Origin of the sequence: Acinetobacter sp. AG3 (genome assembly GCF_022343575.1) — a bacterium.
Taxonomy (GTDB): domain Bacteria; phylum Pseudomonadota; class Gammaproteobacteria; order Pseudomonadales; family Moraxellaceae; genus Acinetobacter; species Acinetobacter guillouiae.
In genome coordinates, this window is record NZ_JAKQZD010000001.1 from 2,904,873 (window position 1) to 2,924,254 (window position 19,382).

The 19,382-nt window shown below is 40.1% G+C and carries 17 protein-coding genes; 1 reads left to right on the top strand and 16 read right to left on the bottom strand.

What is annotated here, in order from left to right:
- Positions 1-169: 169 nt before the first annotated feature.
- From L3V46_RS13555 to L3V46_RS13610, 12 genes are all read right to left on the bottom strand, one after another.
- Complete coding sequence (locus L3V46_RS13555; RefSeq protein WP_239045983.1) at positions 170-1,657, bottom strand: NAD-dependent phenylacetaldehyde dehydrogenase; 1,488 nt, start codon at positions 1,655-1,657, stop codon at positions 170-172.
- A 34-nt stretch (positions 1,658-1,691) separates the two neighbouring features.
- Positions 1,692-2,969, bottom strand: coding sequence for a hypothetical protein (locus tag L3V46_RS13560; protein ID WP_239045984.1), 1,278 nt, complete (start codon positions 2,967-2,969; stop codon positions 1,692-1,694).
- An 83-nt stretch (positions 2,970-3,052) separates the two neighbouring features.
- Positions 3,053-5,368: a primary-amine oxidase gene (gene tynA / locus L3V46_RS13565; RefSeq protein ID WP_171077775.1), complete on the bottom strand. Its 2,316-nt coding sequence runs from the start codon at positions 5,366-5,368 to the stop codon at positions 3,053-3,055.
- Between the two features lie 209 nt (positions 5,369-5,577).
- Positions 5,578-6,492, bottom strand: a complete 915-nt coding sequence (feaR, locus tag L3V46_RS13570; protein ID WP_034614190.1) for a transcriptional regulator FeaR — start codon at positions 6,490-6,492, stop codon at positions 5,578-5,580.
- A 144-nt stretch (positions 6,493-6,636) separates the two neighbouring features.
- A complete protein-coding gene (locus tag L3V46_RS13575; protein WP_034614186.1) occupies positions 6,637-7,593 on the bottom strand; it encodes a p-hydroxyphenylacetate 3-hydroxylase reductase component in 957 nt (318 codons plus the stop codon).
- A gap of 68 nt (positions 7,594-7,661) precedes the next feature.
- Positions 7,662-8,615 carry a PDR/VanB family oxidoreductase gene (locus tag L3V46_RS13580; protein WP_239045985.1) on the bottom strand — a complete coding sequence of 318 codons (954 nt, stop codon included), beginning with the start codon at positions 8,613-8,615 and terminating at the stop codon, positions 7,662-7,664.
- A 34-nt stretch (positions 8,616-8,649) separates the two neighbouring features.
- Positions 8,650-9,387, bottom strand: a complete 738-nt coding sequence (locus L3V46_RS13585; protein WP_004820415.1) for an SDR family NAD(P)-dependent oxidoreductase — start codon at positions 9,385-9,387, stop codon at positions 8,650-8,652.
- 11 nt (positions 9,388-9,398) lie between these two features.
- A complete protein-coding gene (locus tag L3V46_RS13590; RefSeq protein ID WP_004721595.1) occupies positions 9,399-9,884 on the bottom strand; it encodes an aromatic-ring-hydroxylating dioxygenase subunit beta in 486 nt (161 codons plus the stop codon).
- A gap of 10 nt (positions 9,885-9,894) precedes the next feature.
- Complete coding sequence (locus tag L3V46_RS13595; protein ID WP_239045986.1) at positions 9,895-11,172, bottom strand: aromatic ring-hydroxylating dioxygenase subunit alpha; 1,278 nt, start codon at positions 11,170-11,172, stop codon at positions 9,895-9,897.
- A gap of 30 nt (positions 11,173-11,202) precedes the next feature.
- Entirely contained in the window at positions 11,203-11,730 is a 528-nt protein-coding gene (locus L3V46_RS13600; RefSeq protein ID WP_105714295.1) for a nuclear transport factor 2 family protein, read from the bottom strand.
- A gap of 43 nt (positions 11,731-11,773) precedes the next feature.
- Complete coding sequence (locus tag L3V46_RS13605; RefSeq protein WP_239045987.1) at positions 11,774-12,910, bottom strand: acyl-CoA dehydrogenase family protein; 1,137 nt, start codon at positions 12,908-12,910, stop codon at positions 11,774-11,776.
- 48 nt (positions 12,911-12,958) lie between these two features.
- A complete protein-coding gene (locus tag L3V46_RS13610; protein ID WP_239045988.1) occupies positions 12,959-14,071 on the bottom strand; it encodes an amidase in 1,113 nt (370 codons plus the stop codon).
- Positions 14,072-14,218: 147 nt separating this feature from the next.
- Here L3V46_RS13610 and L3V46_RS13615 point away from each other — a divergent pair, with 147 nt between their 5' ends.
- A complete protein-coding gene (locus tag L3V46_RS13615) occupies positions 14,219-14,686 on the top strand; it encodes a hypothetical protein (RefSeq protein WP_004721604.1) in 468 nt (155 codons plus the stop codon).
- A gap of 54 nt (positions 14,687-14,740) precedes the next feature.
- Here the strand turns inward: L3V46_RS13615 and L3V46_RS13620 are convergent, their stop codons facing one another.
- The 4 genes from L3V46_RS13620 to L3V46_RS13635 form a co-directional block, all read right to left on the bottom strand.
- Positions 14,741-15,736 (bottom strand): 3-hydroxybutyryl-CoA dehydrogenase, encoded by a 996-nt coding sequence (locus L3V46_RS13620; RefSeq protein ID WP_239045989.1) that lies wholly within the window; start codon positions 15,734-15,736, stop codon positions 14,741-14,743.
- 1 nt (position 15,737) lies between these two features.
- The gene (locus L3V46_RS13625; protein WP_239046774.1) at positions 15,738-16,844 is read right to left on the bottom strand and encodes an NAD/NADP-dependent octopine/nopaline dehydrogenase family protein; all 1,107 of its coding nucleotides are present in this window, start codon (positions 16,842-16,844) and stop codon (positions 15,738-15,740) included.
- An 83-nt stretch (positions 16,845-16,927) separates the two neighbouring features.
- On the bottom strand, positions 16,928-17,929 hold the full coding sequence (locus L3V46_RS13630; RefSeq protein WP_239045990.1) for an AraC family transcriptional regulator: 1,002 nt from the start codon (positions 17,927-17,929) through the stop codon (positions 16,928-16,930).
- A 90-nt stretch (positions 17,930-18,019) separates the two neighbouring features.
- Positions 18,020-19,363: an MFS transporter gene (locus L3V46_RS13635; RefSeq protein ID WP_004721612.1), complete on the bottom strand. Its 1,344-nt coding sequence runs from the start codon at positions 19,361-19,363 to the stop codon at positions 18,020-18,022.
- Positions 19,364-19,382 lie beyond the last annotated feature (19 nt).

A 19,382-nucleotide genomic window follows, 5' to 3' on the forward strand; every position in this document is an offset into this window, starting at 1 on the left:
CTCGAAACAGCCCAATATATGCATATATTGGGCTGTTTGGATTTTAAAGCTTGTTCAGCTTATATATTTTCAGAACGTATCAAGCCTATATTCACAATCAGTAGATCACTGGAAGCGATACCACTCTTTTTAGACTGTGCTACTTGCTTTTAAATATCTATGCACATTTTTAATAGCGAATCATCACTGATTTTAATTCAGTAAAATCTTCAATAAATGCATCTGAAAACTCTCGACCAGTTCCTGAAGCTTTCACACCACCAAATGGAACCGACGGATCTAAAAAAGTATGCATATTGACCCATAAAGTACCCGCTTCAATTTTCGGTATTAAACGCAAAGCTTTGGACAAATCATTGGTCCAAATACTTGCGGTTAAACCAAATCGAGAATGATTCATCAGCTGAATGAGTTCTTCATCCGTTTCAAATGGCATTAATCCTACAATTGGACCAAAGGTCTCTTCTAAAAATAATGGATCATCAATCGCTTTTAAAGAAATTAAAGTCGGTTCGACAAAATAGCCTGTTTGTTGCAAAGTATCTCCACCAGCAATAATTTGATTATTGGCTTTAGCCAAATCTAAATAATGCTTTACTTTATCAAAGTGAGGCCGGTTAGACAGCGGACCAAACATACTGCTTTCATCCATCGCCGATCCAATTTTAAATTGAGATAATGCTTTAGAAAACTTTGCAACAAGCTCATCATATTTTGTCTGATGCACAAAAAATCGCTCTGGCGATGCACATACTTGGCCTTGATGCACAAAAGTTGCTTGTATCAAGGTAGGTAAAATCTCATCTATATTTGCATCAGCCAAAATAGCAATCGCATTTTTACCCCCCAACTCCAAGCTAACACGAGTTAAATCACTGCTCATCGCAAGCTTACCAATAGCAATCCCCGTAGGTACTGAGCCTGTGAAAGAAACCTTTTTAACCAAGGGTGACTCAATCAGATATTGCCCAGTTTCGCCTTTACCCGTCACAACATTGATCACACCTGCTGGAATACCCGCTTCAATTGCTAACTCAGCTAAACGTAGCAATGACAAACTGGCAAATTCACTGGGTTTCAGCACAATGCTACAGCCTGTTGTTAAAGCTGAACCAATTTTCCAAATGCCAATCATGAGTGAAAAATTCCACGGAACAATACCCGCGACGACCCCAACAGGCTGCCTCAAGGTAAATGCGGTATATTTTTCACCTTGTGTAGAAGGAATAGAAGGTTGCATCGTTTGACCATGAATCTTGGTGGCCCAACCAGCAAAATATCTTAAAAAAATAATAGATTGCGCCACTTCAAGATGACGGGAAATATGAATTAACTTTCCAGTAGACAAAGACTCTAGTTGCGCAAGTTCCTCAGCATATTGCTCAATTAAATCTGCCAATTTATTCAGTTTTACACCACGTTGATACGGTGTCGTTTCAGCCCAAGCATTTTGAAAAGCATGATCTGCACTGGATACTGCATCTACAACATCTTGTTGACTCGCGATACTGATCTGAGCAATGACTTGTTCGGTAGAGGGATTCACAATATCAACTTTATTTGAATGTTGAGCAGCAACCCACTTCCCATCAATAAAATGTCCATGCGCTCTATTCAAAAAAGTCTGTACGCTATCTAATATTTTGACTTCATTCATTTTTATTCCTCACGTTTAACTTTAAAAGGCTTAATTAATAGATATATTGCAAAATCAATTGAGCATATAGATTGGTCTTATCATCATAGTTTTGAGTACCGCCACTATGGATATCTTGCTTCGGTTTATACAGCCCAATGAGCGGAATAACGGTAACGTTTTTATTTACAGACCAGACCGAAAACACATCCAACTCATGTCCATCAACATTTGTTAAAGCTTTATTTACTGTTTTAAACTTATGTGCCAAAGCACCTAATATAAAATTTTCTTTTAAATTCATCATGTAAGATATTTGATGAATATCGGCATTTTTATTGAAAGGACCCGCATAGTTTCCAGCAACCTCCCCCTGAAACCATGTTCCAAATCCCACGGTATTTCCATAAAACATGGGATCATATTGGTCTGAAAAACGACTAAAGCGATAGCCTAGCGAAGGCGTATATTTTGAAGATAAAAAGTTATAGTTCAGTCCTAAATAACCTGCATTTTCTTGGTGTTCCTTTTTGTCTTGAACAACAAATTCAGATTTAATTTGTAACTCTGGTAAAAGTTGATAATTCAAACGTAAAGCATAATTTGTAAGATCTTTCCGCCCTGAAATATGCTCGGCATCATCAAGATCTAATACATTTAAGTAAGTAAATCCGATACCTTTATCATTAAGTTGATACATCAGATCAGTTACAAAGAGTTCTGATGAAAATTGTGCTTTATTATTCGATTTTAAATAGGCCAGTTTTAAGGTTGTATGATCTTGCAATTTATATTGCAGCAGACTGGTAAAATCAAAACTGCGTCGTGCCGCCAGATAATAGGCCCCTCCACGGTCTAATGCGCCATCTGCGGGTAGTTTTCCGAGGTTTAATGCATCACCAGCAATAAAAAAACCGTCTCCAATCATTATATTTTGTCGACCAATACTTAAATCATATGTGGTCAATTGATCTTTATGAGTACCATCTTTAAAACCAATAACCCATTCATTCACATCAGTTTTACGTTCTTTACCATTACTATTTTGTCCTGCATCCCCCTCTCCAAATGTGGCTGAGCTAATCCCACTCAAACCTGCGTAGAGTTGGTTGTTATTCAATGTGTATTGTCCTTTTGCACCATATTTAAGATGCCCTTCTTGCCAATTTATTCTTTGCTCAGCTATATTTTCACCGTTATAACTTTTCCCACTGCTAAAAGCACCCAAGGTGACTTCAAAAATCGGTTTAATTTCTATTTCACTTGCATAGACAGTTGAAAAAATTGAGACAAAGAAAGTCCCTCTCATCACTTGAGAAAGTAGCGTTTTCATACAAAATTCCTTTTTGTGAACGGTCTACAAGATGCTAAGTTTTGGGTAACTTATTGGTTACCCATACTTGCTGATTGGCATCTTTAGTGATGCTCATGCTGGGTATTTTCTTTTTCATCACCCAAATTCAAGGTTGGTGTATTATCAAAGAAATTCCACGGTTTGATTAAGGTATAAACCCATTCGGTTGGCATAATTGGCCATTCTTCAGCACGTGCTACATGGGTTGTTCCTGTCGTCATCCAGACCACAAGGTCTTTATTCTCAATATTGTCATTGTTACGAATAAACTGTCCTAAACCAGTATCATGCGTTGAGCGATTTGAATATTTACCTTCAGGGTAGCGTTCATCAGCATTGTACTGCGTCACCCAAATTTGCTTATCCATAAAATTCAGACGTTTAAATAACCATTCATCTTTGGCAAAATTTGCCCCCTTCGCCACAGGGTGTGTACCGCCAGCAAACGGAATCAGCTGATAAGAAACTGGGTTACCGAGTTTATTTTCTTTATTAAAGTTGGTTAGCAAACGAATAGTCGACGGATCAAACTTTTCAGCAGCGTTTTGCTCATTGCTAATCACCTGACTGTCAATTTGCATCGTACTTGTACGAACACCACCTCTGTCATTTACCTTCACGACAGGGTCCATATGCATAAAGCTATTATTTTCCCCATCGACATCCAGATCTAAACGGAAGTTATAGATATGTTGATGCGTGGTACCAACAATATTATGGTCAATTAACGTGCCGTATTTAGTGTCTTCTTTGGCAGTACTGTCATGCATAGTTCGCGCTTTAACCCCTTTAACAGCTTCAATTCCTGTTGCACCAGCATTAATTCCAATGACGCCATTTTGAGCAAATACCCAATCAAACATATAATCGTAATTTCCAACCGTACTAATCCAGCGCACCACAAGCTCACGGCGGGCTTCACTTGCATCCTGATCACCAAAAATTTCTTGATGTTTATACTCAGGTCCAGCGTATCGCTCAAAAATTGCGATCGCATTTGGAATAACTTGAGGCTGCCCTTTATAGTCAGCAATCACGGCATCCAGTAAAACCGCATTTTCTGGCGCATCTGTACCCAGTTGAATCGATGAAGTGAGTGTTCCCATACCATACTCACCTGAGTCTAGATAAGATTTAAAGTACCATCCCATATCTGGGTCACCATATGGAACAACCATTCCACCAAGGTTACCCTCATACATGACTTTACGCTTTACACCCTTATCTTTATAAGTCACGGTTGAAAGCTGTAGGCCAACACGAGAATCCAGTCCAACATGGAAACACCAGTTTCCCCAATGTACAGTCTGTCCAGTAATTGTGAAGTTTTTACCTTCAGGTTCAATAATGTTCAGTGGTTTAATTTTCGGGGGTTGCGTATTTTTAGTCGCATAAGGCCGATCTGCCATCGGAACGGGAATCATTGCCCCTTCTTCAATTTTAATAATTTTTTCTTTATCTAGATCAACCACAGCAACTAAATTTTCAATAGGATGTGCCCAATAATTGCCATCGCCTGTATCTAGATATGATACGACTTTTAAAACGTTCAGTTGTTTGTCTAAACCATCCTTACCGCCAAAATATCCAACAGTTAGAGGATTGGTAATGACCTTTTTAACATCCGTTACACCTCGTTTACGTAAAGCTTCCTGATATTCTTTGCTTGACTCAATCACACGCTGGACTGTCTCGAAGTTATCTAGCAGGATCATTCCATGTGTATCTTTTAATACATTCCATTTTGTAACTTGCTGAGTATGAAGATTCACCTCACCTTCAATCGCTTGATTACCTTTTAATAAAATAAAAGATGCTATACGGTCTTCTTTATAGTCTTTGTGGTTAATAAAATAATCCCACACTTTGGCTTTTTCAGGTTCTTTCAGCTTTAACTCGGCAAAACGCATATTTTTATAGGCATATTTTGAGCGATTAATACTTTCAAATGTTTTTTTGATTTCTTCTGTACTTAAACTATTGAGTGGGTGAAACGTGTTTTCAATTTTAAATGTTTGATCTAAGCCAGACTGAAATACTTCATTGAAAAAGTCTTTGCCAATAACAGGCTTACCCTCTTTAATAACTAATGGCACACTTAACTTTAACGGTTTACCATTGACTAAAACCTGATCTGAATTTGGTTTAGCTCTCACCACTATAGAGCCTTTGCTGATCATATACGTATTGGTAAAATCATCTTTTACAACTTTAGCGCCTTGCTCGCTCATGTTTTGATATAAAGGGACTAATTCTGCCTGTCCACCATGCGCATAAGCTTGTGTGTTCAGTCCCCAAAAGCTCGCAGCTATAGATAAGTTAAGCGCCAATATTTTTTGTATATCATTGAATAATCGTTGTTTACGCATCAGTTTCATCCTTTTCATCTATCCCTAAACTATCTAAGACAGATAGTTAAATGCACGTTCCTATGTGTGAAATTCGTGAGATAAACTGAATATTTTTAAGTTTATTCAGTCGTTCCTAACTGTTCTCATCGATTTAATTTCAACACACTTGCATGGGGCTAGCTTGTTCAGGAATGACCTCGAACTTGTCTAGAAGTGACATCAAAAAAACAAAAGACTTAAGTCAAGACATGCTCTCTAAATTCTTTAGGAGAGACGCCATAATTCTTTTTAAAGATTTTTGAAAAATGCGCGCCATCCCAAAATCCCCATTTCAAGGCAATTTGGGTAATCGAGCTTTGCTTATTTTTTTTATCAAGCAAATCTGCTTTAATTTTTTCTAAGCGTTTGAGCTGTATATACTTGTTAATCGATAAATTTTCTTGCAGAAATAATCGATAAAGATGCCGTAATGATACACCAATATGCTCAGCAATCAGCTTAGGCGTCAGATCAGGTTTGGCTAAATTTTCAATAATATAGCGCTCTGCTTTTTCCATAAGATTATTTGAATCATGCATATTTTTATAATTAATTGTCGGTTTGATTAAAGCAATCAAGGCATCTTCAAAAGCATTGCCATCTTCAGTTGCATACCAAAGTTTAATGTTTTCAGCAGACATATTTTTCATAATATTTTTAAGTAAAAAACCACTCATATTTTGCGTAATGAGTTTGCCAAAATATTCAGAACTAATATTTTCTTTCAACAATTTTTCCCGCGACAGATGCACAGAAATTTGACTGACTAAGCCTTGTGGAAACATAGAAATTGTTTCAACTGGGTCGAGTAATACAATATCGCCCTCATTGAGACTCAAGGTTTCATTTTTATAGTTCAACTGTATTTTGCCCGAATACTGCAAAATCAAAAAACAAAAACGATTATTTACTCGATCGATTTCATCCGCTTTTCGGACAATTTTGTTTGCATTATTTTTAATAAAAGCGATCTCAGTATCGCCCAATAAAAAACATTCGACTTCGCCAATGAACAAATCACGTGTACCATCAAAATCTGTTTCAAAATTACCGCAAACATTTTTGATATTACGCGTCCAAGTTATTAGTGCATCACGTACATATTGGTTCATCCGCTCACTTCCTTGTTTTACGGTTTAAACTGTTCAAAAATCGATATTAAATATACTTCTCGCTCATAAATTCTTTTGTTTATTATATAAATAGCGAATAGTCTAAAGCTGATAGACCCTTTCAACCTATCAGCTTATTAAGCCTTATACAATCCCCGCAATATCCTTTAAAATTTTAATAAAAATTTCCTTTTCATTTTCAGGATATTTTTCAAAAACTTCATTTTGATGGCTATCGGCAATATCAAACAGATAATGTGCGGTTTTCTTGCCCTTTTCCGTTAACTTAAAAAAACCTTCCGTTTCAATCAATAAACCATCTTTTTTTAAGATAAGCGCAGCTTGTTCGATCTCACGCATCGGCATGGCAATATCACGTGGTAAATCTGCTTTATTGGATGCGGTACCACTGCCCAACACCAATAATAATCTTGCTTCACTGGTGCGAAATCCAGTGATTAACTGCTTCGGAATATAATCAGTCTGATAAAATTTAAACGCCCGACTCATTAAATAACAGACATTACTATATAAATGCCCTTGATGTAATTCGCCTAAGTCTTCTGCTTCTACAGTATCTTTAAGCTGTAATAATGGATGAGGAATCACACCTGAATACGCGCCTTGGTGATACACCAACGGACTACGCCCTTGATCATGAAACTTAACGACTTTGCCAATAATAATCCAGTGATCACCACCTTCAATAATTTCATGTCGCTCACATTCAAACACTGCTGAACAATGGTCTAGAACTGGTGATTGACCTGCACCAACCTGATAACTTGTACCTTCATACTTATCGATATTGCGACGGGAAAACTTATTGGATAACTCAATTTGAGAACCCGATAAAATATTTACCGCAAAGTGTGTAGCTTGCTCAAATACAGAAAAACTCGATGATTTTTTATCGATACTCCATAAAATGAGTGGTGGGTCTAAAGACACTGAGTTAAAACTATTTGCAGTGACTCCAACCTTCTCGCCTTGCTCATTTTGTGCCGTCACAATGGTCACACCTGTAGCAAAATTACCCAATGCCCGTCTAAATTGCATTGGATCTATTTTGATTTCATCCATTGATTTTAATGAATTCATTATTCTCTCCTGAATCTTTTATCCTATTTAGCTCGGTATCTGAAATTGCTTAGTCCTGTTAAAAGCAATTAAATATCCAGTACCAATCGTGCTGACTTTGCACGGGAACAGCACACCAGTATTTGTTCATTACTGGCTTTTTCTTCATCAGTAAAATACACATCACGATGATCAGGCTCACCTTCGATCACATCGCACATACAGGTTCCGCAGACGCCCTGTTCGCAAGACATTTCAATCTCAATCCCTTCACGTGCCAGTGCTTGCAGAATGGTTTCTTCGGCATTGACCATGATGATCTTGCCGCTACGCTCAGCAACAACTTCAAATGCATCACCGTTGGTTTCAACCTCAACCTGAAAATATTCCTTATGAATCTGTTGCTCAGGAAAATTTTGCGTCAATGCCAAATTAATCACCCAATCCATAAATCCATTGGGACCACAGGTATAGATATGGCTTGCTTTGTCTATGTCCTGAATGGCAGATTGAAAAAACTCGCGATGGCTGGCCCCTTCCGATTTAAAATGAAAGGTGGTAAAGGGCGCCAATACACTATTTCTAATTTCATCAACAAAGGCACATTGCTCTGGGCTTGCCCCGCAATAATGCAGTTCAAAAGATGCATTTTCTTGTACCAATTGATAGGCCATAGTGATCAAAGGAGTAATTCCAATCCCCCCACCCACCAGTACAACATGATTGGCTTTGACTAATGGAAACAGGTTTTTCGGTTCACTGACCTGTATTTGCATACCATCTTTTAAATCCTCAAAAGCCGAGACTGAACCACCACGCGATTCTGGATCACGTAAAATCCCCAGTCTGAATATGCCAACATCTTTTGGGTTTTGGCATAGTGAGTACTGACGCACCATACCATTGGGTAAGTGCACATCAATATGCGCACCTGCTTCAATTTTTGGTAATGTGGCAGAATTTGCAGATTCAAACTCCATGACTGCAACATTCCCACCTTCTACATGACGGTTTCTGACAACCACGTTATAGAGTGTAGCCATGATTTATCTCCCTTTTATGCATCTCGCCCAAGGCTTAACGCATAAATAATCCACCGTTAATATCCCACGTCGCCCCAGTGACAAATGCAGCGCTTGGGCTTGCCAACAAGGCACAGGTTTCAGCAATAAATTCCATACTACCTAATGCTTTGACTGGGATATTTTGAATAAATTGCGCCATTTTTTCGTCAGATACCACACTGTGTACAATCGGTGATTCCATTGGCCCAGGTGCTATGGCGTTTACAGTCACGCCTTTAGCAGCAAACTCTTTGGCAAAGATTTTGGTCAAAGTCACAATTGCACCTTTGGTTGCAGCATAGTGTGCTCCTGTTGCAGTGCCTCCATTTTGCCCTGCCAATGAAGCCATATTGACGATACGGCCATAGCCTTGATCTGCCATATATTTGCCAATAATCTGACACGCTTGAAAGGTTCCTCGCTGATTCACTTGAGTGATCCAGTCAAAGTCAGCTGCAGTAATCTCTAAAACAGGGGTTGCCTTGGTGACCGTCGCATTATTAATCAACACATCCAATTTGCTGAATTTTTGTTGAATCCACTGCACTGCAGCATGAAAATCTTGCTCAACTGAAATATCCAGTTTTAACGCAAACATATTCTCGGCATTAGGACTACGTGCTTTGGCATTTTCAGCCTTTTCTAAGCTGCTAGCAGAGACAATCACTTGATGCCCCTGTGCTGCAAAATATTCGGCGATCACATTCCCTAAACCAGATGCTGCGCCCGTGACTAAAACAACCTGTTTCATTTTTTGCGCTCCTAGAGGATGTAACTGATACCCGCCAAAGTATCGGTCGAGTTGACTAAGTTGATAATTTTACGATTGATCTTAAAGCCTTGTTCTGGATCACGAACCAAATGAAAAATCACATCTGCGGTGTAATGTTTTAAGCTTTCCTTACGGAATTCACGGAGGTTTTGTGCACAGCGTAAAATGATTTCACCATCCTCATCTTTTACGACACGGATACGTGACACGCTACGGACGGTATTGGCTTTGGGTGCAGTCGAAATCGCTTCACCATTTTCCAAACGTTCTACCCGTAATGTACGCATATGATTGTTGTCATAGGCATAGTTCAAATTATTTTCATAATCCTTGAGTGTCGGATCAATCGGAATGATATACACGCCTTTTTCATTCCAGAGATTGAGCCATTCACGGTATTCACTGTGATCTAACATGTCAGCTTCAGCCCAAACAAAAGCAGTCACTTCATTTAATAATTGCAAATTCATGTTCATGCTACTCTCCTTAAGCTGTCATCATCTTTTTCCACTGCTGATAAGCAGCGCGCATTCCAGTTTCTGCACTGACATCGCTCTTTAAGCCATCTTCAGTTTTTACTTCGCCGGGTAAACCACGGTTCAACATGATCCATAAATCATGACCAGCATTGGCACCATGTTGCACACGTTCCCACGCTTCTGAGTCATCAGGCGTACCGAAACCAAATGGACCTTGGAAATGTTCATGTAGACGTAAGCGATATTGATTGGCAATCTGTGGACCACCATCCATCGTAATCACAGAATGGTGAATTTCAGTTTCATTGACTGAAATCGGTTGCATAACACGGAAGAACGCCATTGAACAGGCAATGTTCGGGAACAGGTTTAAGTTAAAACCAGAACCACCCACAGCACGTACAATACGGCGTACTTCAAGTTCTTCATGTCCGTCATCACGTAACGCTTGAGCAAGCTCTTCAAAACGTTCCTGAATTGGGCGTTCCATCAACTCTTCATCTAAATCCACCAGCTCAGGAATCATCACCATGACACTGTGACCATTGCCTAAGTCTTCAACATAGCCAGGTTGATTTTCAAAATTAAACAATTCTTCAGTCTTCTCATCGACTGAACTTAAGAATGACTTATGTACCAAGGGGAAATGATAAGCATCGGTGGTATTTTCCAGCTGGATTTTCCAATTGCCTGGGAAACGGAAACGATGTTCACCCAATACTTTAATTGGATAACCTGCGCCTTGTTTCATAAACAAATCAATCCATTTTTTCGCAGCGCCCAAGAAATCCGCTAAAGGCTCAATATCATCTTTAAAGGTGGCGAAAATCATACCGTTGTATTCTTCAACACGTAGGCTAATCAATGGAAACTCTGATTTATCCAGACACTCACCGTAACTTTCAGGCGAAGGTACACCACGCAATGAACCATCCAGTGCATAGCTCCATCCGTGATATGGGCAAACAAAACTGTTGGTTTTGCCTTTTTTATGTTCACATACAGTTGCTGCACGATGGCGGCAACGATTGAGCAATACATGGACTTTTTTCTTACGGTCACGTACAACGACCACAGGTTGCTTACCAATATTAATGGTTTTATAGCTACCACCATCTGGAATTTCGCTGGCATGTGCCACCCAAACCCAAGTGCTGTAATAAATCTTTTCCATTTCATCATCAAAGACACGCGCATCTTTATATAAAGAGGTATGCGCACGATCACTTTGAACTAACTCGCTGTAATCAATGTTAATATTCTGCATTGGAATAATACTGTTCATATCCATTATCCTTTTCAATTTATCCATAACTTATTGCTGAGACGGTACTGGCAATATCGCTGTACTGTTCCAGTGAGACACGGGGCGACTAAAAATATTTTCAGTCTGAAAATGTTTGATCTTCCATAGACCATCGGTTTGCTGTTTAAATTTCACACTGAGTTTTGCGGCATTTAAATGGCTATCTCCATTGAGAAAGGTCGAGGTTTGCAACATCAACCAGCTTGCATTGGCCTGATCGCCTGCAATATAAATTTGTTCTGAACTGACAAAATGCGCATTCATCACAAAATGTGATTCGGTTTGGGTATAGCTTTTAAACATGTCAAAAATGGCTTGCCATGAAGCATAGCGACCAAAAGATTGCGCATATTTCTCACCAATTCCTTCCCAAATACTGTCCTGATCAAATAAATCCATTAATTCATTGAGGTCAGTCTTGGCATTTAATCCATCACAAATTTCCATATAACGATGAATACAATTACGTATCGCGTTTTGCGCTTCGAGCTGCTCTAAGCGTTGTAAGATAACGGTCAAATCCATCTGGCTATTCATGTCATATTCATCCTTGGACATCTCGTGATTATTTAAATTTGGCTTATAAATAACCGGGTGCTGGCTGCATACCAAAGCTCACCAAAGCGGCATTTTGTAAAGTGGCATCACCCATAAAGGCATGCTGAGTCACCACATTGGTATCATTCACAAAACGGCTAAATGGATTATGGGTATAAATTGCAGTCATGCCCGCCAGCATTTGAATTTTGCGCGTTACACGTGCGCAAACTCGAGCAACATGGGTACAAGACAAACGCATCTCACTGATCTGTTCTGGCGTTGGCGTACTACCTGCAATAATCTCATTCCAAACGATTTGCATAGTGTCGTAGAACCAAACACGTGCTGCTTTAAACTCAGCTTCGACTTGGGCAAATTCGTATTGGGTGACTGGACGACTGGCAATTTCAGCACCACCTGTGATAGATGATTTGCCAGGTGCTAACTTTTGGAATTCTTCCAACGCTGCTGCTGCAACACCGATCCCGACCACAGTTAACACCTGTGTTGCCAATGACAGTGATGGATATTTAAAAAATGGTTCCGAAAGTTTGGACGGTTCACCACGGATAAAAGTCCAGTCATTGTTTACAAAGACATTATCCACCAACAGATCATGACTGCCTGTTCCCTTTAAACCGACCGTATCCCAAGTCATTTCGATTTGCGCTTGTTTTGCAGGGATAATTGCTAAACGTGGCAGACCTTGTGTGGTGTTATTGACCTGTGGACTAATCCCCACCCCAATAATATCGGCCCCCATACAACCACTTGAAAATTTCCATCGACCTTTTACCACCACGCCGTCAGCTCTTAAATCTGCGGGTTGCGGTGGAAAAATACCTGCTGCAAATACAATATCTGGGCTCTCTTTATATAATTCTTCAAGTGTTGCTTCAGGCAGGCTACCCAAATAAGCAGGGCTCATCCCAAAACTCGCAACCCATCCCACGGACCCATCTGCTTTAGACAAGCGTTCAATCAACTCACAAAACTGTTGAGGTGACCATTCATTGCCGCCAAAACGTTTCGGTACCAATGCACGATAGACACCAATCTGCTTTAACTTATCGATGATATCTTGACTCACATACGCTTGGTTATCGAACTCGCCTGTACAAGCACGTTCTCGAATCTCCTGACAGAGTGCTTCTAATTCCGTTATTGTTGTGTCCATTACAAATTCCTTTGTCGATAAATTATTCATTACCCAACTCCTTGTCATTTATTGCGCTGCATCCACGATATATTTCGCAATTGCACACAGCAGTTCATCCGAATTTCGTTTCGCCACGATTTGTAAACCCACGGGTTGCCCTTCGCTGGTTTTGAGCGGTATTGAAATTGCCGGATGTCCAGATAAATTGAATGGACGCACCAATGAAGTTAAGTTCAACAGTGCAACCATATGTTCTGCATCGATTAATTTGGGTGGGATTTGCGGAAGGGTTGGCAGTAACACGGCATCATATTTTTCCAATAAGCTGTCAATTTCATTGATAAATTGTGCTTTGACCGCTTCCGCCTCTTTTACTTGTTGCGCAGTGGTTTGCGCAGATTTGAGCAAGCGAGCATGGATATCGTCACCCAATAAATCGGTTTTGGTTAACTCGCCATACGCCTGCCAATTTTCATAATTAATGATCTGCATCCCTGCATCATAAGCAGGTTCAAACCATTCAGATTTCACTGGTGTAGCTGACAGATTCGCCTGAGCAAGAAATTGCTGAATGCAGTTCAATACCGTCGGATTCGCGTTTACCTCAAGCCAAGCCAGTTTTGGCGTATGCGCTAATTTTTCCAAAGCATGGAAACTTGGGTCAATTATCTGCATCGCGGTTTCAATCATTGCAACCGAAGCGGCAAATGGTCCCACGCAATCCAACGAACTCATGGCTGGATGTATCCCTTGACGACTGACGCGATTGAATGTCGGTTTAAAACCATACACGCCACAACATGCCGCTGGCATACGAATTGAACCACCAGTATCGGTACCTAAAGTGAAATCAGCCAGACCCGCGGCTACGGCAGCAGCAGACCCACTTGATGAACCACCTGGGATAAGATCAGGATATTGAGGATTGATTGCAGTGCCAAAAACAGGATTGATCCCGGTAATACCAAAAGCCAACTCATGTAGATTGGTTTTTGCAGTAATTTGGCAATCCGCTGCCAAAATACGCTCTACCACTTCTGCATTTTTTGTTGCAGAAGGCTTATCCATCAAGGCTTTGCTCCCGATCATGGTCTTTAGACCTTGAATATCAATGGAATCTTTCACCATGACTTTTAAAGCACCGCGTCCTATTTGTACGTCTTGTACAACAATATTCATTCACTTTTCCATGTATTTTTGTACTTAATACCAATATCGGAAAAAGTAATGTAATTGTCAAGATGTTTTTATCAGAAAGAGCAAAGATTTTTTCTTTAATTTTTGTATAATGATGAATATTCATCTTTATAAAGTTATCACTTTGCTATGCTTACTCATTTAGAACAATTTCTACCTAATAATGAACCTAGCAGTTTACAAAGCTATCCTTTCTTTTGGATTTCTCAAGTGAATGGTAAATACACACAACTTATTGAAAAATCAATAAAAAAACTAGGTATCGACAATACGCGTCGTAAAATCATTTTAAGTACCAATGCTTTGCAACAAGCCAGTATTACCGAAATTGCCAACCTCTCTACCCTTAAATTGACCACAGCAACCAAAGCCATTTATCGCCTAGTTGAAGATGATATTGTGCAGGTTTTTTCTTCAGAGTCTGATGAACGTATCTCGATGGTCAAGTTGACAGACAAAGGTAAAGAATTGGTGGAGCAGATCAATCAAATCAGCCAAGTGACTTTATCTGGGATTTTAAATGCCTTTGAAGATGAAGAATTGCATCAGTTAAATGCACAGTTGAAAAAGCTATTCAATTTGATGCCATCAAGCTAAAAGCTGTAAATAAACGCCCATTAGCTGAATGCAATGGGCGAATTGTTCGGTTCATCACGTTGTGGACTGTAAAATATTAAACGGTGGTTTTAACTTACTTTTTTCAATTCGATCTGAAAAGGTTCGTAAGACATCTTGTTTATATTGATGAATATCCACATCCGCATAATTATAAAAGCCCTGCTTTTCACGAAGGCCATTACGCTGCTGCCGCATATTTTCCGCAATAATTTCAGGTGTACGAAAACGCTCACCCAGCTCTTTTTGCAAATATTGCGAGGCATAATACAAAATATCGCCACCGCCCCAATCAATAAACTCCAATAAGCCTAAAACAGAAAAACGCAAACCAAAACCGGTACGAATAGCAATATCAATATCTTCTGCCGAAGCGACTCCATCTTCAACCATACGTGCCGCTTCATTCATTGCCAAGGCCTGAATCCTTGGCACGATATAACCCGCCTTGGCATTACAAACCACAGGTACCTTACCAATCGCCTGTAGAAATTGCTTAAGCTGAGTCAGCACCTCATTTGAGGTCTGGTCAGAACGGCTTAACTCCACCAAAGGCATGAGATAAGCAGGATTTAGCCAATGTGCATTGACCACTCGCTCAGGATGCGAAATCATTTGCGCAATATCCGTCACTAAAAATGTCGATGTGGTCGAAGCCACAATACACTGCTGTGAAAGATATTGATCCAGCCAAGCAAAAATTTCTTGTTTGGCTTGTTTTACTTCTGGTACAGCCTCAAGAATCAACGCACAGTTTGGCAATATGCCTGTAGCCGCCTGTTTAGATAAAATCGCAATCTTATCCAAAATAAAAACTTGCTGCTCCGCTTGAATAAACTGAATTTTCTCAAGCAACTGTAACTCTTGCTGTAAATCAGCACGAATTTGAGTTTGATATTGTTCAAATTCAGCTTCACTACGTTGTTTTGCATCAATCAAATCAACGTTTAGTCCTGCATAGGCAAATGCAACCGCAATGGCTTTGCCCATACGTCCAGCACCAAGCACCGCAATTTTTTCGATCATCTGCATTTTAGACTCCTTGTTGCAAAATCGCTTGCAGTTCTGCTGGGCTTTTATCCGCAAGACCTAAACGCTCAAAAGTACGTCCTTGTTGATATAAATCCTTACCCGTGACTGCTGACGCGATATTCAATAAGCCCTCAGCAACAGGGGTTGCAACACCTGCCCAACGTCCCACAGAAACTAAAAAAGATAATCCTAAACGAGTGTCTTCTAACATATAGCGATGTGAATCTAAGTCGATATCCTCACGCCAGTCACCGCTGTCGGTTAATTTTCCATGTGCCCCACGTCCATACATCCATTCATCACCCTCACCTTCATGATTATAATGATCCGCCAAAGGAAAATGTGGTGCGGCATATCCCAATGCTTCACGTACTTGCATTCGTTCCGCATCGAGTTGATTGGTGACACGGCGAATTGAGGGTTGAGTACCTTCGTTATGAATATCCCACGCTTCAAAATGTTCAAGTGGACCCGCATTCATCAAAATCAGAGGTGGATGAATAATCGGTCCAGCATTCATCAATGCACCACTTAAGCTGTCCTCAACGGGTTCAACGCTAGGATATGCCTGTTTAAGCACGTGAAATGCATGTTGTGACAATACACTTGGAAATACGCCTGTGGGTAAACGGGTTGCATAACCACTAATCACAATTTGATTCACCCCATGTTTACGCACCAAATAAGGCAAAGTTCCCGTTTCTGCAAATGCCACTTGCGCAGTGTTGCCTGCTTGTTGCATCGCCTTGGCAAAGATAAAACTACCAAATGTCGCTGGTGGCAAGTACACCACTTGCCCTGCTTTAAAAAATGGCGCTGCTTGACGGGCTAAATCATCATGTGTGGTCGCAGGTAATGGAATAATAATCAACTCAGCATGTTCAATGGCGCGTTGCAAATCATCAGACAAATTAATCTGACTCTTTTCAAAACCCACCGTCACAGTGCGATCGCCCTGATAATCTTTAATCTTTAATTGCCCAGTGGCAGCAAGTTGTTGTAAAGCATCTGAATCACGGCGCCATAACAGCACCTCATGCCCTTTTTCAGCCATTTCTGCCGCAGCTGCATAACATCCATGACCGCCACCTAAAACTGTAATTTTCATCATTGCTCTTCCTGATTTATTTCAATTCATCATAGAAGCGCAATAACCTGCTGGCTTATCCAAACACGCAACACCTGTTCAGTTTACGAAAGCATTGTACTCATTTGAACAGGACTCATTTTTAAAGTTTTAGAAGGCAAACACCCATAACGTTTTTTATACAGCGTAGAAAAATGCCCTAAACTTTGGAAGCCATGACGCAACACAATATCCGTCACTGTTTCATTGGTTTGAGCATGCTGTAAAGCCAAATGTACCCGTTCAAGTCGCTGATCGCGGATATACTCGACTGGGGTTTGTTGTAAATACTGGCTAAAGCCTTTTTGCAATGTGCGGATCGACACCTCACAACACTGACTTAAATCTGCTAATGAAATCGGTTGTTCTAAATGATTGTGAATATATTTTTGTGCTTTTTTTAGATAGCCGGGCAAAATATGCTGTCTTTGCAAATTGAGCTGTTCACTATAGTTATTTGGGATCTTTAATAAAATCAGTTCAATTAAATACTGGGTAAAACTCGCAGAGATAAAGCTCCAATTTTGAATATGATAATAGGCATGGCACAAATAATTGAGGGTTTCAATAATCGAGTCTATGCCTTCCTCGGTACAGGACAGACTCAAATCAAAGATAACTGGTTCATGACTGGTATGCCCCAACATTTTAAACAATTGGGTTTCTACATCATGTTGAGCAAGTTTTAAAATAATATTTCGGCAATGCTGATTGGTCTGGATTTGCTGTTGAGTATGCGGATGCGTAATCGACATTATCCCGACTGACTGTAGCACCTGTTGGTCTTCTATACCGACTTTGCATTGGCCTTCCAGTGTCAAACGAAATAAATAAAAATCAGAAACCTCATCAATGGTGATTATCACAGGGGCACTATATTTAAGATCATACAAGGCACAATTTCCAAAGCGAAAACCATTTAAACGGGTATTTAGCGGTTCACGCACTTCCACCTCAAAACGATGAGGGCTTAAATAATAGCTGACCTGATCTTTAATGGTTTGATAATCATCCGATTTAAACAACAACAGCTCATTTAGATAATCCAACTTGAAAAACTGTTCCATCCTTTCACTCCCTGATTATGGATTGAACAAACAAGTCACAAAGCCCATTACAAAGAATGGGCGTTGTGACTGATTGAGAACACCATTAAATTAAGAGGCATGTTCCTGCTGCATACTGGCGCTAAATGCCTTACAGCCCTTTTTCAATAAGATAAATGCCAACACACATGAAATCGTACCCACGATAGACAAAGACATCCCCACCATCAGTGGATTTTCAAAGATTTTATCTGTAATCAATGCCACCAACGTGGTACCGATTCCAACTGCAACCAAATTACTGATCAGCAAAAATACGGCTGAGATTTGTGCACGCAACTGATTCGGTGCCAGCATTTGCATTGCTGTGGTTGAAATTGGCATTGGGAAAGAGGCAAAAAACATGGCAGGGACCAGAAATACCACAGAAAGCCACAGCTCATTGACTTGGGTAAACACCATAATTGGTAAAATTAATCCCACGATTCCGATCACGCCGGTAATCATTGGCGCGTCCTTACGTCCTTTTTGAATAAACCAGTCATTAAGCCAGCCTGCACAGAATACGCCAAGAATATTTGCCACCAATAACACCGTGCCTAGCATATAGCCTGCTTCTGTCGGTGTAAGGCCAAACTTACGCATGTAAAATGCTGGTGACCAACTAATCAAGCAATACAGTGCCATTGCATAGAAAGTAAAACCTAAATAATGGCAAGTAAAAGTACGACTATGTTTTTTGATAAACTTAAACGCATCTTTCATATTGGTCTTTTCAACTTGACCTTGTGCATTTAAACGCTGACCTTTACGTTGCGGTTCTCTCACCGTAAGCAACACCAGTAAGCCAATAAACACTCCAGGTAAGCCCACGATAATAAATGCCGCCTGCCATGCTCTTAATGCACCAAATAAAGGAACCTGAATGGTGTCCATATTTTTAAGCAAGCCAATCACATAACCGCCGACCAGAAAAGCAATCCCTCCACCGACAAATGAACCAATTGAATATACTGCAACAGCACGGCCTAATTTGTCCTTACTGAACATATCACTAAACATTGAATACGCTGCTGGAGATAAAGCAGCTTCGCCCACTCCAACCCCCATACGGCTTAAAAACAGTTGAATAAAGTTTTTACTTAAGCCACAGAATGCAGTTGCAATGCTCCAAAACACTACCCCGACTGCAATAATTTTTGGTCGAGAAAATCGGTCTGCCAAATAGGCCAGTGGCAACCCCATAAAGGCGTAAAACAACGAAAAGGCGAGACCATGTAATAGACTAAATTGGGTATCTGACAAACCTAGATCAGCCTTAATCGGTTCAATCATCAGTGCCAGTATTTGCCGATCTATAAATGAAAATATATAAGCCAACATGCAAAGTGAAACAACATACCATGCATATGTATTTGAATGAGAGCCTGTTGACTCTGGTGAATGAGTATCCATTTTTCTTCCTTGTCCATGC